12 protein-coding genes are annotated in these 15,543 nt (G+C 72.4%); 6 read left to right on the forward strand and 6 right to left on the reverse strand.

Annotation, left to right across the window (positions count from 1 at the left end; all coding sequences use genetic code 11):
• Positions 1–223: 223 nt before the first annotated feature.
• The gene (locus ACWC9T_RS19690; RefSeq protein ID WP_449822317.1) at positions 224–2,050 is read right to left on the reverse strand and encodes an nSTAND1 domain-containing NTPase; all 1,827 of its coding nucleotides are present in this window, start codon (positions 2,048–2,050) and stop codon (positions 224–226) included.
• Between the two features lie 244 nt (positions 2,051–2,294).
• Here ACWC9T_RS19690 and ACWC9T_RS19695 point away from each other — a divergent pair, with 244 nt between their 5' ends.
• From ACWC9T_RS19695 to ACWC9T_RS19705, 3 genes are read left to right on the forward strand one after another with little or no spacing between them, the layout of a single operon-like run.
• Complete coding sequence (locus tag ACWC9T_RS19695) at positions 2,295–3,188, forward strand: HpcH/HpaI aldolase/citrate lyase family protein (protein WP_449822318.1); 894 nt, start codon at positions 2,295–2,297, stop codon at positions 3,186–3,188.
• 2 nt (positions 3,189–3,190) lie between these two features.
• Entirely contained in the window at positions 3,191–4,423 is a 1,233-nt protein-coding gene (locus ACWC9T_RS19700; protein ID WP_449822319.1) for an aminotransferase class I/II-fold pyridoxal phosphate-dependent enzyme, read from the forward strand.
• 20 nt (positions 4,424–4,443) lie between these two features.
• Positions 4,444–4,974, forward strand: a complete 531-nt coding sequence (locus ACWC9T_RS19705; RefSeq protein ID WP_449822320.1) for a MaoC family dehydratase — start codon at positions 4,444–4,446, stop codon at positions 4,972–4,974.
• Positions 4,975–5,023: 49 nt separating this feature from the next.
• On the opposite strand, the gene ACWC9T_RS19710 is transcribed toward ACWC9T_RS19705, so the two are convergent.
• The 3 genes from ACWC9T_RS19710 to ACWC9T_RS19720 all read right to left on the reverse strand — a co-directional run bounded on the left by ACWC9T_RS19710 (position 5,024) and on the right by ACWC9T_RS19720 (position 7,804).
• On the reverse strand, positions 5,024–5,974 hold the full coding sequence (locus ACWC9T_RS19710) for a quinone oxidoreductase family protein (protein WP_449822361.1): 951 nt from the start codon (positions 5,972–5,974) through the stop codon (positions 5,024–5,026).
• Between the two features lie 23 nt (positions 5,975–5,997).
• Complete coding sequence (locus ACWC9T_RS19715) at positions 5,998–7,323, reverse strand: preATP grasp domain-containing protein (protein ID WP_449822321.1); 1,326 nt, start codon at positions 7,321–7,323, stop codon at positions 5,998–6,000.
• Between the two features lie 298 nt (positions 7,324–7,621).
• The gene (locus ACWC9T_RS19720; RefSeq protein WP_449822362.1) at positions 7,622–7,804 is read right to left on the reverse strand and encodes a TOBE domain-containing protein; all 183 of its coding nucleotides are present in this window, start codon (positions 7,802–7,804) and stop codon (positions 7,622–7,624) included.
• Between the two features lie 206 nt (positions 7,805–8,010).
• On the opposite strand from ACWC9T_RS19720, the gene ACWC9T_RS19725 reads away from it, so the two are divergent.
• Together ACWC9T_RS19725 and ACWC9T_RS19730 are read left to right on the forward strand one after the other, a co-directional pair.
• The gene (locus ACWC9T_RS19725; RefSeq protein WP_449822322.1) at positions 8,011–8,457 is read left to right on the forward strand and encodes a DUF4231 domain-containing protein; all 447 of its coding nucleotides are present in this window, start codon (positions 8,011–8,013) and stop codon (positions 8,455–8,457) included.
• Positions 8,458–8,974: 517 nt separating this feature from the next.
• On the forward strand, positions 8,975–10,549 hold the full coding sequence (locus ACWC9T_RS19730) for a sialidase family protein (protein WP_449822323.1): 1,575 nt from the start codon (positions 8,975–8,977) through the stop codon (positions 10,547–10,549).
• Positions 10,550–10,929: 380 nt separating this feature from the next.
• Here the strand turns inward: ACWC9T_RS19730 and ACWC9T_RS19735 are convergent, their stop codons facing one another.
• Positions 10,930–12,081, reverse strand: coding sequence for a citrate synthase/methylcitrate synthase (locus ACWC9T_RS19735; protein WP_449822324.1), 1,152 nt, complete (start codon positions 12,079–12,081; stop codon positions 10,930–10,932).
• Positions 12,082–12,220: 139 nt separating this feature from the next.
• Here ACWC9T_RS19735 and ACWC9T_RS19740 point away from each other — a divergent pair, with 139 nt between their 5' ends.
• On the forward strand, positions 12,221–13,432 hold the full coding sequence (locus ACWC9T_RS19740; protein ID WP_449822325.1) for a citrate synthase: 1,212 nt from the start codon (positions 12,221–12,223) through the stop codon (positions 13,430–13,432).
• A gap of 49 nt (positions 13,433–13,481) precedes the next feature.
• On the opposite strand, the gene ACWC9T_RS19745 is transcribed toward ACWC9T_RS19740, so the two are convergent.
• Positions 13,482–15,008 carry an FMN-binding glutamate synthase family protein gene (locus ACWC9T_RS19745; protein WP_449822326.1) on the reverse strand — a complete coding sequence of 509 codons (1,527 nt, stop codon included), beginning with the start codon at positions 15,006–15,008 and terminating at the stop codon, positions 13,482–13,484.
• Between the last annotated feature and the right edge of the window lie 535 nt (positions 15,009–15,543).

A 15,543-nucleotide genomic window follows, 5' to 3' on the forward strand; every position in this document is an offset into this window, starting at 1 on the left:
AGCCGAATTCGCCTTTCGACGGGCCGGGATCGACCGTCAAGCTACCCGCCCGGCCGACGGCGGCGCAAGGACCGTGATCGGCACCGAATACGCCGCCGCGACGAACCGACGGTTGATCCTCCTGTTGTTCAACTCCCCCATTCCGACACTGATCAATACCCGGGTGACGGCCCGAACGAGACGCTCGCGGGAACGACCGGCCGCACCGCGCGCGGCCCGGCGCTCACCACCGCCAGGCCCGACGGATCCGGTTCCCGCCCGCCAGGGCCAGCAGCGCCCCACTCGCCATGGCGACCCCGGCCACCGCCAGGTTCTGGCGCTGCGCCCGGCGCCGGTCGGCGGCGGCCGCCCGCGCCGAGGCCGCCAGGAACGCCCGCTCAACGCCGGCCGGGACCAGCTCGCCGGCCGCCACCCGCCGCCGGAGCTGGTCCAATCGGACGCCCCGGTACAGCAGTTCAGGGTCCCGGTCGGCGGACGCCCAACCCCGCGCGGCCGCGGTGAGCCTGCGCTGCTCCCCCAGCCCCTCGCGGCCCTCCGCCAGCCATCCGCGCAGCCTGGGCCAGGCCTGCGGGAGCGCGTGGTGGGACAGCTCGACGGTGTCCCGGTCCACCACCACGAGCCGCGCCCGGACCAGCCGTTCCATCACCTCCGGTACGCCGGGATCGTCGAGCTCGGCCCGCCGCACCGGCCTGCGGGTGCCCTCGTCGCCGCCCGACACCAGCTCACCGCCAGGCGTCAGCGCGTCGCCCAGTGCCGTCCCGCCACCGGCGGGGTCCTCACGGGCACCGAGCAACTCCCCACCGAGCCGCAGGAATACCGCCTGCGCCCGCGTCCGGTCGGACGCCTCCAGCCCGTTGTACAGCGCCTCCGCCGTCCGGGCCAGCGCGCCCTCGAAACCTCCCGTGGCCTGGAACCCGGCCAGGGTGAGCGCGTTGCCGCTTCGCCTGCGCCAGGTCTCCAGCAGCGCCGCCGACAACAGCGGGAGCGCGCCAGGCTGTTGCGCGGCGGTCGAGATGAGGACGGCCAGCAGGGCGCCCTCGACGGTGCAGCCGGCCCGCAACGCCGGTTCGGTGATCGCCCGCCGCAGCTCGTCCGGCGCCGGGCGCCCCACCGACAGCACCCCGTGGCGACCGGCGTCGGCCAGCCCCGGGTGCTCGGCGAACAGCGGCCCGCTGTGGTCCGAGCGGACCACCAGCACCACCCGGCACCGGGCCGGCACCGGCGCCGGCAGCTCGGCCAGGGCCTCGCCCGAACCGCCCGAGGCCGTCGCCACCAAGGCGTCCAGGAAGCGCGCCCGCTCGGCGGCGTCCCGGCAGCGGGTGCGCAGTTGCTCCCCCTGGTCCACCACCAACACCGGGTCACCGGCCGGCGCTCCGGACGCGCCGCGCGTCGCCTCCCCGACTCGCTGCCCGAGCCGGGCGAGCGCGAGCGCGTACGCCTCCATCGGTCGTTCACCCGGCGTCAGCAGTGCCACCGGGACAGCACCCCCACCGGCCGGGGCCCGCCGCGTTCCGCCCCTGGCCCCGCTCCTCCCGGCAGCCGCTCCCACGGCGGGAGCCCCGCCGAGCCGGTCCAGCAGACCGGCTCTGACCAGCGAGGACTTCCCCACCCCGGACGGCCCGGTGAGGATCACCAGCCGCCGTTCGGCCAGCAGCGCGACCAGCCGGTCCAGCATCGCCTCGCGGCCGAAGAACCGCTCGGCGTCGGCCGCCTCGAACGCCGCGGCTCCGGGGTAGGGAGCCCGTCCGGCGTCCTGGGCTCGCCGCCGGGCGGCGGTGTCCGCGGCCAGTTCGGCAGCGAGCAACTGCCAGCGGTGCCGCCACTCCCGCACGTCCCCGCCGCAGGCCTGCACGTAAGCGAGGGTGACGGCGAGGCTGGGCAGCCGCCGACCGCCCGCGGCCACCGACAGGCTGGCCGCCGAACAGTGCGCCCGAACGGCGAGTTGGCGGTACGGCGGACTTCCGGCGCGCTCCCGCAGGGCCCGCAGATCGCCCGCGAACCGCAGCAGCGGCCCGTCCCCCGGGTCCAGTGGACTTTCCCGACGCGGCACTACAGCCCCCTTCTTCGTTGAAGCGGTGTCCTGACACCCTTGCGTGCCCACGCGCCCACGCGCGTCGCGCGTGTCTCGTGTCCATCCCCCGGTAATTCATCATGCACAGCGCGGTTGGCGTCAAACAATGGTGCGCGCGGGTCGGTTGTTCCGAGTTGATGTTCAATGTCCAGCCACACGGCGCTGAACAAAGCCGGTGGGATAGAACCGGGACCCGCAGCCTTCGCTGACTTCGGAGATATCCATGAAGTTCACGCGGTACTGCCGTTCCCTACTGTCCACACCCGCGATGGCGGTGGAGCGGTACAGCAAGAGCCACCAGTCCGGGGCCGACATCGCCATGGTCGACCTGGAGGATTCGGTCCCACCCGCCCGGAAGGAGGAGGCCCGCCGGCTCGCCGAGGATTTCTTCACGCTCCCGTCCACCAAGCTCGCGCGCAGCGCGGTGCGCATCAACACCCTTTCCGGTCCGGACGGTCTGCGCGACCTGATCGCCATCACCCGGTACCGCGTCAAGCCGGACCTCGTGCTGATCCCGATGGCGGAGTCCCCCCGGGACATCGAGATCGCCGCCGGCGCGCTCGGTCCGGACTGCCCGGAGACGGAGTTCCTGGCCGTCGTGGAGACCCCGCTGGGCATCGAGCACGCGCCCGCCATCGCGGCCGCCGGGCACCGGCTGCGCGGGCTGGTCTTCGGCTCGGCCGACTACGCCTTCGCGGTCGGCGCCCGGCTCTCCTGGGAGGCCCTGGCCCATGCCCGCGCCCGGGTGGTCAACAGCGCCCGCGCCGCGGGGGTGGAGGTGATGGACGCGCCGTTCTTCGAGGTCACCGACCTGACCGGGCTAAGCCGGGAGGCCGGGCTCGCCCGGGACTTCGGGTTCAGCGGCAAGATCGCCGTCCACCCGCGCCAACTCGCGCTGATCAACGAGACGTTCAGCCCGGACGAGGAACTGCTGGCACGGGCCCGCCGGGTGGTCGCGGCCGGTCTGGAGAACGGCCGCTCGGTCACCGTGGTGGACGGAGTGATGGTCGGCATGCCGTTCTTCGAGGCCTCGCAGCGCCTGATCGAGCAGTTCGACCCACCCCGGCCCGAAAGCCGCCTGCCCACCGACCCCCCGAACCACGCGACGGAGAAGTGACCATGACCGAAGAATCCATCCTGGGCCCGCGCCGGTACCGCAACGCCGAGACCATGCTGGCCGCCGCCGACCCGGTCTGGCAGGCGGCCGCCGCCAACGGCCTGATCGGCATCACGGTGGACTCGGAGTCCAACAACCGGCTGATCGTCCGCGAGACCGGCCACGAGTTCGCCAACATGGTCTCCTGTGCCTACCTGGGACTGAACAACCACCCCTCGGTCGCGGCCGCCGCGGTGGACGCGCTGGCCGAGTCCCGCAGCACCTGGCTGGTCACCTCCACCACCCGGATCCGGCACAACCTGCTGGTCCGCCTGGAGGAGGAGCTGGGCGAGCTGTTCGGCGCGCACATCCTGCCGGGAGCGTCCTGCACCTCGCTCACCGCCGGCATCCTGCCGCTGATCGCCTCCGGCCACCTGGACGGCACCTGTCAGAGCGGCGGCGGGCCCCGGGTGATGGTCTTCGACCGCTTCTGCCACTTCTGCATGGCGTACGTGAAGCCGATCTGCGCGGACGAGTCGCTGGTGCTGACCTGCCCGCACAACGACCTGAACTACCTCGAGGACATCTGCCGCAAGTACCCGCGGGTCGCCTACGTGGCCGACGGCGCGTACTCGATGGGCGGCGCGGCGGCCCTCGACGGGCTGCTCGAACTCCAGGACCGCTACGGACTGTTCCTCTACATCGACGACTCCCACTCGCTGTCCATCATGGGCGAGCGCGGCGAGGGCTTCGTCCGCTCCCGACTGGAGATGAACCCGCTGACGGTCATCGTCGCGAGCCTCGGCAAGGGCTTCGGCACCGGCGGCGGCGTCGCGATGCTCGGCAACCGCGAGCAGTTCGAGTTCCTGCACCGGCACGCCGGCCCGGTCGGCTGGTCGCAGAACGTCGCCCTGCCGCTGGTCGGCGCCTCGCTGGGCAGTGCCGCCATCCACCGCTCCCCGGAACTGGGCGAGCTTCAGGCCAAGTTGAACCGCAACATCGATCTCTTCGACGAACTGCTGCCGACCACCTTCGCGGGCAACGGCCTGCCGGTGCGCCGCGTCGACGTCGGAGACGCCGAGCGGGCGGTCAAGCTGTCCGCCCTGCTCTTCGAGCGCGGCTTCTACAGCTCGGCGGTGTTCTTCCCGATCGTGCCCAAGGGCGAGGCCGGGCTCCGACTGATGATGCGCGCCGACATGGACGAGCGACTGATCCGCGAGTTCGCCAACCACGTCAAGGAACTCACCGCCGAATAACAGGAGTTGGGGGAACCACGATGGACGGAACCGAACCCGTCGGCTACCGGCGGATCGGCGAGCGCCGCTACCGCGAGGTGGTCGGGCGCTACTACGAGGAGTTCGAGGTCGGCGAGGTGGTCGAGCACCGCCCCGGGCGGACCGTCACCGAGCTCGACAACGTGCTGATGAGCATGCTGAGCATGAACGACGCCCCGCTGCACATCGACGCCGCCTACAGCGAACACACCCCCTGGGGGCGACCGATCGTCTCCAGCCTGGTGACACTCAGCATCGTCGGCGGGATGACCGCCCGCTCGACGAGCGGGCGCACCATCGCCAACCTCGGCTGGGAGAAAATCCGGATGACCCACCCGGTGTTCGCCGGCGACACCCTCTACGCGGAGACCGAGACCCTCGCCAAGCGGCTGTCCAAGAGCCGTGCCGGGCAGGGCATCGTCAGCTGCCGCACCACCGGGACGAAGTCCACGGGAGAGGTCGTGGTGGAGTTCGAGCGCAGCTTCCTCGTCCCGCTGCGCGGCCACGGCCTGGACGAGGTCGCCGGGTACTGACCGGGCACCGGGCCCGACAGCGGACTGTCGGGCCCGGTGCGCACGCCGCTCAGCCCCAGGGGCGGACGTCCACCAGCACCTTGCCCATGGTCTCCCGCGCGGCCAGCGCCCGGTGCGCCCCGGCCACCCCGGACAGCGGTACGGTCCGGTCGATCCGCGCCACCAGCCGCCGCTCGGCCGCGAGTCGGAAGAGGCGGTCGGCGATGCCGGCGAACAGCGCCCGGTCCTCCAGGACGTGGTGGAGCCAGAAGCCCAGCAGCCCCGCCGAGCGGTCGGCCAGCTCGTCCACCGAGAAGCTCTCCTCCGGTCCACCCCGGGCCCCGACCGACAACAGCCGCCCGAACGGCGCCAGTCCGGCCAGCCCGGCGCGCAGCACCCTGCCGCCGACCAGGTCCACGAACAGGTCCACCCCACCCGACTCCGCGATCCGCCCGGCCAGGTCGGGATCCTCGGGGTCGAGGGCCGGATCGGCTCCCAGCGACCGCGCGAACTCCCGCTTCGCCGGGGTGGAGGCCACGGCGACCACCCGGCCCGCACCCAACTCCCGCGCCAGCTGCACCGCCAGGTGGCCGACCCCGCCGGCGGCGGCGGTCACCACGACGGTCTCGCCCGGCCGCAGCCGCCCCGCCAGGGTCAGCGCGCCGTAGGCCGTCGCCCCCTGTTCCAGCAGCGCGAGCGCCTGCTCGTCGCCCACGGCGTCCGGCACCTCCACCGTGTACGCCGTCTCGGCGCAGGCCACTTGGGCGTACCCGCCGCCGGCGCGCAGCAGGGCGGCGACCCTCCGCCCGTCCCCGCGCCGTCGCCCGACCACGTCGGCGCCGAGCACCGCCGGCAGCGGGTAGCGCGCGTACTCGCCGGTGCGGCACTGCAGGTCCGCGTAGTTGAGCCCGGCCAGGGTGACGTCGATCAGCACCTGACCCAGGCCGGCCACCGGCTCCGGCACCGTCTCGGTGCGGAACTCCTCCGGCCCGCCGTAGCGGTGGATCACCGCCGCACGCATCCCGCTCACGGCCCCGTGGAGTCTCATCCGGCGAAGAGCGCGAGCAGCCCGGCCTCCAGGGCACGGATGGCCTCCGGGCTCTCGGCGATCACGCAGTACATCACCGAACCGTCGGCGGGCGCGAAGTCGCAGCTGTACACCACACCGGTGCCGGTCTCCGGGTCGAAGGCCAGGCCGGCCGCGTCGATCGCCGCCACGGCCCCCGCGAAGGACGGCACCTTGAGGCCGGCGAGCTCCAGGATGTAGCGCGAGTCGCGGTGCTCCTCGCGCAGCAGGCGGCCGAAGTAGGCGTCGTGGAGGTGGCTGGAGCCGGTGAGCCGGCCGTTGGTCTCGTGGAAGTAGATCTCGCCCTTGGGGGTCAGCACGGCGTCCGCGCTGACCGTGCCCCGGTAGCCGATCACCCGCAGCGACTCGCACAACCGGGCGGCCTGGTCGACGAGTTCGGCCCGGACGTCGGAGTCCGGGGTGACCGGCGGGGTGATCTCCCCGATCACCACCGGCCGCATGACCATCTCGCCGCAACCGGAGAGCACCACGGCGGCGTCGTCGATGATGAACTGTGCGTACAGCGGCGCGGAGTCGGCGAAGTACCGCTCCACCACCACCCGTTGGCCGCGCCCGCCGGTCAGCCAGGTCCACCGCCCGACCACGTACGCGGCCACCGACGCCCGGTCCGGCAGCGGCACCACCCGCTCGGCGCCGGCCGCGTCCACCTGCTCCTCCCGGGCGAGGATCTCGTTGCCGAAGCCGCCCGCCTGGTACTCCACCTTCACCATCACGCTGTGCCCCTGCACCAGCAGGTGCTCGATGGCGGCCTCGACCTCCGCGGGCGAGGCGGCCACCGTCCCGGGCGGGATCGGCACCCCGGCGCCGGCGGCCAGCGCCCGGAACCCCGCCTTGCTGTTGACCAGGGCGTTGCCGCCCTGCGCGGCGAAGGGTTGGCCGGGCATGGCGTGTGCCAGGCCGAGCGCGGCCGCCAGCTCGGCCACCGCGCCGTTCGGCGAGATGGCCAGCACCTCGTCGACGGTGCGACCGTCCAGGGCGCGACGCAACTCCGCGCGGAAGCCCGGGTCGACCAGGCGATCGGTGGTGAGCATCTGGTCGCCCTGCTCGCCCGGCGGCGGGACCACGAAGGTCAGGCCGTCGGCCCGCACGCCGGTGAGCCCGGTGACGTACGCCAGGTACTCCGGGTCAGGGCCCCAGGGCAGCACCAGGACGTCACCGTCCTCGGCCCACCACAGCATCCGCTGTGCCCCGCACCCGGCGAACCGCTGCTCCAGCGGCGTCATCCCGGTGAGGTCCCCGACCATCTCCTCGGTGCGGTTGTTCGCGATGCAGAGCGTCGTCATCTGGTGACTCTCCCGGCGTTCGGCGCTGTTGCGGCCCTGGTCCGACGCACGACACGGGTGTGGCGTGCGCTACCGGTGTAGCGCACCGGGATTGTTCTGGTTCGGCCCTCGGTCATTGAACAAAACGCCGAACAACCGGCGGCCCGCCACGCTCCCCCGACGACCGGCCCAACCTGACCTATGAGGGCCGGGCCCCCTTCCGTACTCAGCCCGGCGATGCCTGTCGTCCGGGTACACACGAGCTCGGGAAGGAGGCCCGGCAATGTCCGTCTACGTCGGCCGCCCGCATCGGGGTGGGTCACGCCGTGGCGAGCGAGACCTCGGTGGACTTGATGAGCGCGACGACCGACGAGCCGGCCTCCAGGCAGAGCTCCGTCGCGGTGTCCTTGGAGATGGCCGCGGTCGGCTCACCGCCTTCGACGGACACCTTCACCGTCACCATGTCCGCCCCCGCCGCCACATCGACCACCGTGCCGGGGATGCGCCAGGGCCGTGTACTCCACCATGCTCAGATCGGCGTCGCGCTGCAGCTGGGCGTCGATGGCCCACGGCAAGCAGGGGCCGCCGTTGACCGCACGGTCCTGCGGTGTGAGAACCTACGGTCCGTAGTCGCCGGGGGCGTCGGACACTGGAAGCGATGGGGGCGGAATGGCATCTAGCAGGCCTGTGGGGGTGGGGCTGGCTCCGTTGGAGACCGCCGGTCACCTCCTGGAGAAGATCCGGCAGGGCAACGAGTACGCCCGAGGGAGGAAGAAGCGTTTCCGGCTGGCCTCCTCGGCGTTGAAGATGCTGACGCTCTCGCTGTCCGCCGCCTCAACGATCATCCTCGGTTTGCAGAGCCTGAACTTCTGGGCCGGCCTGGCCTTCGCCCTGGTGGCAGTGGTCACCCTGCTGGGGGCCGTCGAGTCGTTCTTCAACTGGCGGTCGCGCTGGGTGTTGATGGAGGAGACCCAGTACCGGTTCCAGCGTCTCGCCGATGACCTCGAGTACCTCATCGCCTCGACGCCCGCCGCCGATCTCACCCACGACCGGATCCGGCCCCTCTTCGATGAGTACCAGAGAGTATGGACGCAGCTGAGCGAGGGTTGGCTGCGGGAGCGCCGCGCGCTCGCCGCCTCGTCCGGGAGCCAATGAGCCTTCGGCGCTGCGCAGTTCGAAGCTGGCGGGGGTCGGCGCCGAGCCGTCGTCGAAGCCGCTGGTCAGCAGGACGGCGAAGGGCCGGTCCGGGGTGAGCCGGTAGCGGCCTTCCGCCGTCCGGTAGTAGAACATCGGAAGCCGGAGCGCCTGGTGAGCCACCGGGGCGAGGCCGAGCTGTGCGGACAGCCGCCCCTTCGGGCCCGTGGCCCTGTCGGGCGGCCGTCACGCCGTAACCGTCAGCTGTCCCGCCGCACTGCCCGGGAACCCTGATCCGCCGCGCCCGACGCCCGTGCAAGGAGGCTTCTCTGGCATGCCTTCCGGCTCGGCGGCCCCGCGCGGCGAACCGCGTGTCGAACCCCGCGGCACCCCCTGAATCCGACCTGTCCAGATCGTTGGCGCGGCCCCCGTGGCTGTATAGACTCCTTCGGCTGACCGAACATCAACTTCCGTTCGGGCAGGAACATCGCAGCATCGCGGCACCACCCAGGACACCAGGCACGATCCGCCGACGACCATGGGGGTCTCCATGCAGTTCCGCGCCAGAGCGCCGCTCGCCACCGCGACCGCAGTACTCGTCCTCGCCGTCGTCGCGGGCGGCACCCCGGCCGGCGCGAGTACGGGCGGTACGCCGCTCGCCCTGATCTCGCCCGGCGATCCGTACGCCGCCTGCGACATCAGCGCGGACGGCGACGGCACCAACCACCCGTCCGCGGAGGACGAACCGTACGCCGCCGCCAATCCCCGTGACCCGGCCAACACGATCACCATCTACCAGCAGGACCGCTGGTCCAACGGCGGTGCCCGGGGCCTGAGTTCGAGCTACAGCACGGACGGCGCCCACTTCACCCAGACCGCTCTGCCGTTCACCCACTGCGCGCCGGGCGGACTGCCCTACCAGCGGGCCTCCGACGGCTGGGTGAGCTTCGGTCCGGACGGCACCGCCTACGCCAGTGCCCTGATCTTCGACGCCACCACGGCGCGCAGCGCGGTGGCCGCCGCCACCTCGACCGACGGCGGGCGCAGCTGGCAGCACGTCACCGAGCTGATCAGCGACAACGACCCGACGATCACCGATGACAAGAACGCGGTCACCGCCGACCCGGTGCACCCGGGCGTCGCCTACCAGGTCTGGGACCGGATCGACCAAGCCACCAACCCCACGCCGGTCTTCGACGGACCGGGCTACATCTCCATCACCCGCGACCACGGCCGCACCTGGTCCCAGGCGAAGCCCTTCGTGATCACCAGCACCACGCCGAACACCCAGACCATCGGCAACCAGATCGTCGTCGATCCCCGGACCGACACGCTCTACGACTTCTTCGACTCGATCACCTTCACCGACGCGACCGCCAGCACGGTCAGCGACGTGCACTTCGGCATGGTCAGCTCCACAGACCAGGGCCGCACCTGGAGCCAGCCGGTCCGGGTCGCCGCCGACACCTCCGTCGCCGAGGTCGACCCGAACGCGCCCACCGACGCCACCAAGTCCCTCCGGGCCGGCGCCGGCCTGCCCAGCGTGGCCATCGACCCGCAGACGGGCGAGCTCTATCTCGCCTACGAGGGCTCGGAGTTCACCGGTGGCCAGTACGACGCGATCCAACTGGTGCACTCCACGGACGGCGGCCGGACCTGGAGCGGCCCGGCCCGGCTCAACCAGGCCCCGGGCGCTCCGGCGTTCACCCCGTCCATCACCGTGACCGCCAACGGCACGGTCGCCGTCAGCTACTACGACCTGCGCTACCTCACCCCGGGCAACACCACCACCCTGCCCACCGCCGCCTGGCTGCTCAGCTTCCCGCGCGGCGGCGAGAGCAGCCCGGTCGAGCGGCAGATCTCGCCGGTCTTCGACTGGCTCCAGGCGCCCTACGCCGGGGGCCGCTTCCTCGGCGACTACCAGGCGCTGATCAACGACGGCCACCAGATCCGCCCGGTGATGGTGACCGCCAACGCCGACCCGTTGAACTCCACCGACGTGTACAGCGGTCGCTTCCAGCCCAGCACCCTGCGCAACCCCGCCGCCGGTTCGCCGGTCGCGCAGACCGCCCACGCCACCGGCCCGCGCACCGTCCAGCACCTGCGGCGCTGAGCCGTTCCGGTCGGCCCTCAGGGACGGCTGGCACGACCGGTGCCCGCGATCTGGTGAGCGGCGGCTGACCTCGTCCCGGGTCCACGGAAATGGCACTACGCGGCGTCCTGCGGCTCCTGAGCACGGAGCCGCAGGACGCCGCGTTTCGCAGACCATCCGGCGCACCCGGCAGTTTCCCCACCGCGTTAGGTCGTGCCCCGGGCGGGTAGAGCCCCGCCACCGCCGGGCGATGCGGGGTCGGCGGTGGGGACGGAGGGGACGTGGGCGAGCAGCGGCGCGAGCACGGTGCGCTGGAGGCCGAGGTGACGGCCGTGCTGTGGGCCTAGGCCCGCCCGATGACGGCCACCGAGGTGTCCGTGAGCTGACCCGGGGCCCGATGTTCAGGCCGTCGGCAGCGGCTGCGGGGCCATCGGTCCGGTGTAGCGGGCGGACGGCCGGATGATCTTGGGGTCGGCGGCCTGCTCCAGGATGTTGGCGCTCCAGCCGATCGCGCGGGCCGCGGCGAAGGTGGGGGTGAACATCTCCTTGGGCAGACCGCACAGGTGCATCACCACACCGGCGTAGAACTCCACGTTGGTGTGGAGTTCGCGGCCCGGCTTCAGCTCGGCCAGGATCGCCTCGACCCGGGCCTCCACCTGGACGGCGAGGTCGACCAGCTCGCCGCCGAAGGACTCGGCGACCCCGCGCAGCATCCGGGAGCGCGGGTCCTCGGTGCGGTAGACGGCGTGGCCGAAGCCCATGATCCGGTCGCCGGCCAGCACGTGCTCGCGGATCCAGCCGTCGATCCGCTCCGGGGTGCCGATCGCGTCCAGGGTGTCCAGCGCCCGGCTCGGCGCGCCACCGTGCAGCGGCCCGGAGAGCGCGCCCAGCCCACCGACCAGACAGGCCACCAGGTCGGCCCCGGTGGAGGCGATCACCCGGGCGGTGAAGGTGGAGGCGTTGAAGCCGTGGTCCACCGTGGAGATCAGGTACTGCTCGATCGCCCTGGCCTTGGCCGGCTCGGGCTCCTCGCCGGTCAGCATGTAGAGGTAGTTGGCCGCGTAGCCGAGGTCGTCGCGCGGCTCCACCGGCTGCCCGCCCCGCTGCAGCCGGTGCAGCGCGGTCAGGATGGTGGGCACCAGCGCGGTGGCGAACAGCGCGTCCTCGACCCGCCGGTCGGGCGCGGTGTCGTAGAGCGGCCGGATGCCGCGGTCGGCGGCGGCGATCGAGAGCGCGGCGCCCAGGGCGGTGAGCGGGCCGCCGTGCGCGGTGCTCGCCGCCAGCGCGGGCAGCAGCGGGCGCAGCGCGTCGGGCAGTCGGCGCAGCGGCGCGGTGCGGGCCAGGAAGGCGGCGCGGCCGGACGCCCCGGGCAGCTCGCCGAGCAGCATCAGCTGCCAGACGTCCTCCAGGGTGCGCTGCTCGGCGAGCTCGATCGCCGAGTACTGGCGGTAGTGGTAGAAGCCCTCCAGCCCGCGGACGTCACTGAGTTCGGTCTCGGTGACCACGACGCCCTTGAGACCGCGCGGGACGTCGATTTCGGTGGTGCTCGGCATGTCGGCAGCCCTCCTGATGGGTGCTTCGGGTGACGTTCTGTACTCTCCGATCATTGATCCACATTGTCAACGTTGATTGAAATCAATATGGAATACTATGGATCATCATCGAGACGCGGTACGAGGACGAGGGCAGACCATGGCCGAACGCTTGACCACCCAGCAGGTCGCCGAGCAGCTCGGGATCAAGGTGGAGACGGTGTACGCCTATGCCAGCCGCGGCCAGCTCAGCAGCGAGCGGGCGCCGGGCGGCAAGGGCAGCACCTTCGACGCCCGCGAGGTGGCCGAGCTGGCCGCCCGCGGCCGCCGCACCGCGGTGCGCCCGGCGGCCGCGGGCGAACCCGTCACGGTGCGGACGGGGCTGACCCTGATCGAGAACGGCCGGCTCTACTACCGCGGCAGGGACGCCGTCGAGCTCGCCGCCCGGCACGGGTTCGAGGCCGCGATCGGCTGGCTCTGGGGGCTGGGCACCGACGCCCCGGTGACGCTGCGGGTGCCGCCCGCCACCACCGAGGCGCTGGCCCGGGCCGCCGCCGCGCTGCCCGACGGGATCCGGCTGCCCGACCGGCTGCGGATCTCGGCCACCGTCGCCGCGGCGCTCGACCCGCTCCGCTTCGACCTGCGCGAGCAGACCGTGCAGGCGGCCGGGGCGGCACTGATCGCCGGGATGGTGGAGGCGCTGCCGCGCACCGCGCCCGACCCCGGGCCCGACGCCTCGCTGGCGGCGCGGCTGTGGAGCCGGCTGGCCACCGCCGCGCCCACGCCCGAGGCACTGGCCTGCCTGGACCGCGCCCTGGTGCTGCTCATCGACCACGAGCTGGCGGTCTCCACGGTGGCGGCCCGGGTGGCGGCCTCAGCGCGGGCCCATCCGTACGCGGTGGTCTCCGCCGGGCTCGGCGCCACCGACGGCCCGCTGCACGGCGCGGCCAGCCCGCTGGCGCACCGGATGCTCGGCGAGGTGCTGGCCGACGGCGCCGTGCCGGTGGTCTCCGACTACCTGCGCACCGGCCGACCGATCCCGGGGCTCGGCCACCGGCTCTACCCGGAGGGCGACCCCCGGGCAGTGGCGCTGCTCGACGCGGTGGGCCGGCTCGACGGCGGTGCGGCCGTGGTGGCGGCGGTCGCCGAGGTGGAGGCGGCGGCGGGCCCGGCCGGGCGACCGGCGCTACGGGCCAACATCGACCTGGCACTGGCCGCCATGGCGCTGGCCACCGGGCTGCCGGCGGAGGCCGGCGAGGTGGTCTTCGCGGTGGCCCGCACTCCGGGCTGGCTGGCCCACGCGGTGGAGGAGTATCGCGAGGAGCCGCTGCGGATGCGGGCCCGCGGCAGCTACACCGGGCCGCGCCCCTGAGACCTGTCTTCGGACTCCCGGCAGCGGGAGTCCGAAGACAGGTTCTGGGTCATGCTGTCGGCTCGGTGGCGAGAAGGGCCGTGATCTCGTCGGCGAGGTGCGGGCCGAGCTCGCCCCAGCCGTCCTTGTAGCCGTAGACGCCGGCCAGGGTTCGGGCTTCGTAGTCGCCGTTCATGATCTCGATGTCGTTGGCGGTGATGAGCGCCGGGTGGGCGACGCCGACGGCCGCCGAGACCTTCATCAACTCCTTGCGCAGGGTGCGCAGGTAGGCAGCGGCCCGGTCGGCCTTCGAAGCCGGGTCGAGGCCGCGGGCCAGCCACGGGTTCTGGGTCGCGATGCCGGTGGGGCACTTGTCGGTGTGGCACTTCTGGGCCTGGATGCAGCCGATCGACAGCATCGCCTCACGGGCCACGTTGATCATGTCGGCGCCCAGGGCGAAGGCGACCGCGGCGTTCTCGGGCAGGCCGAGCTTGCCGGAGCCGATGAAGGTCAGGTCGTCCGTCAGACCCAGCTCCGCGAAGGTGCCGTAGACCCGGGAGAAGCCCATCCGGAACGGCAGCGACACCGAGTCGGCGAAGATCCGCGGCGCCGCCCCGGTCCCGCCCTCGCCACCGTCGACGGTCACGAAGTCGACCCCACGGTCACCACGCGCCATCAGCGCGGCCAGCTCCTGCCAGAAGCCCATCTCCCCCACCGCGCTCTTGACCCCGACCGGCACACCGGTCTCGGTGGCGAGCAACTCGACGAAGTCGAGCATCGAGTCGACGTCGCTGAACGCGGTGTGCCGCGACGGGGAGGCGCAGTCCTTGCCGACCGGGATGCCGCGGATCCCGGCGATCTCCGGCGTCACCTTCGCGCCCGGCAGCATCCCGCCCAACCCCGGCTTGGCGCCCTGGGAGAGCTTGATCTCTATCGCCTTGACCGGGGCGCCGGCGACCACGTCCTTGAGCTTGTCCAGGTTGAAGCTGCCGTCCTCGTTGCGGCAGCCGAAGTACGCCGTGCCGAGCTGAAGGACGAGGTCACCGCCGTTGCGGTGGTACGGCGAGAGGCCACCCTCGCCCGTGTTGTGCATCGCGCCTGCCAGCGCCGCCCCCTTGTTGAGCGCCGTGATGGCCGCGCCGGAGAGCGATCCGAAGCTCATCGCCGAGATGTTCACCGCGCTCGTCGGCCGGAACGCCTTCGCACGCCCGCGCGGCCCGCCCAGCACCTTGGCCGAGGGCAGTGGAGCGAGCGGGTCGTGCGCGTCGGGCAGCGCGCCGGCGAACGTGCGCTGCTTCAGGTAGGCGTGCCCCTGTACGTGCTCGACGTCGACTTCGGTGCCGAAACCGAAGTAGTTGTTCTCCTCCTTCGCCGACGCGTAGATCCACGTGCGCTGGTCACGACTGAACGGGCGCTCCTCCTCGTTGGAGGTCACGATGTACTGCCGCAGCTCCGGCCCGATCGTCTCCAACAGGTACCGGGCGTGCCCGATCACCGGGAAGTTCCGGAGCAGTGCGTGCCTCTTCTGCATGAGGTCGCGGGCAGCCAGAAGCGCCACCGCTGTTGCGGCGGCAGCGCCGATCTTCCGGGCTCGCATGGACGTTCCTCCTCGATGCACGGCTCCATCGCCGTGCGGCGGAGCCGTTGGGTCGTCTTGGCTGGCTGTTGGACGGCGGGCACACGGCCGGGCGGCGGCAGCGTCCGTCGATGGATGCGAAATGATGTTAGGAGGCCTCGCGGAGAGGCCTGCGGCCAGGGGGCTGCTCCGGGGCCCGTCCTCACCCCGGCGGGGGCGATGGGATGGACTCCGGCGCCGGATGTTCAGGAGCCACTCCGTGATGGGGCCATGCCCCAACGGCCTCATTGCCGCACTCGCGTCCCAGCAGTTCCAGGGGCAGCTTTCCCAACTCGCCGTCAGCGCCGCGTTGTGGCTGACTTCCGAGACTGAACCAGAATTCGCGCGCGACCCGTTCAGGGCAGGAAGAGGGGGCGCCCCTGGCTCACCGGGGCTTCGAGACCGGGCTGAACGTGCCCGCACGACTCACGTGGCTGTCGACACAGATGTCGATGCGGACGACTTGGAGTTCGCCATGAGAGCGCTCGGAGCACGTCATTCATTCGCCGCATCGCGC

The organism is Kitasatospora sp. NPDC001159 (assembly GCF_053598235.1).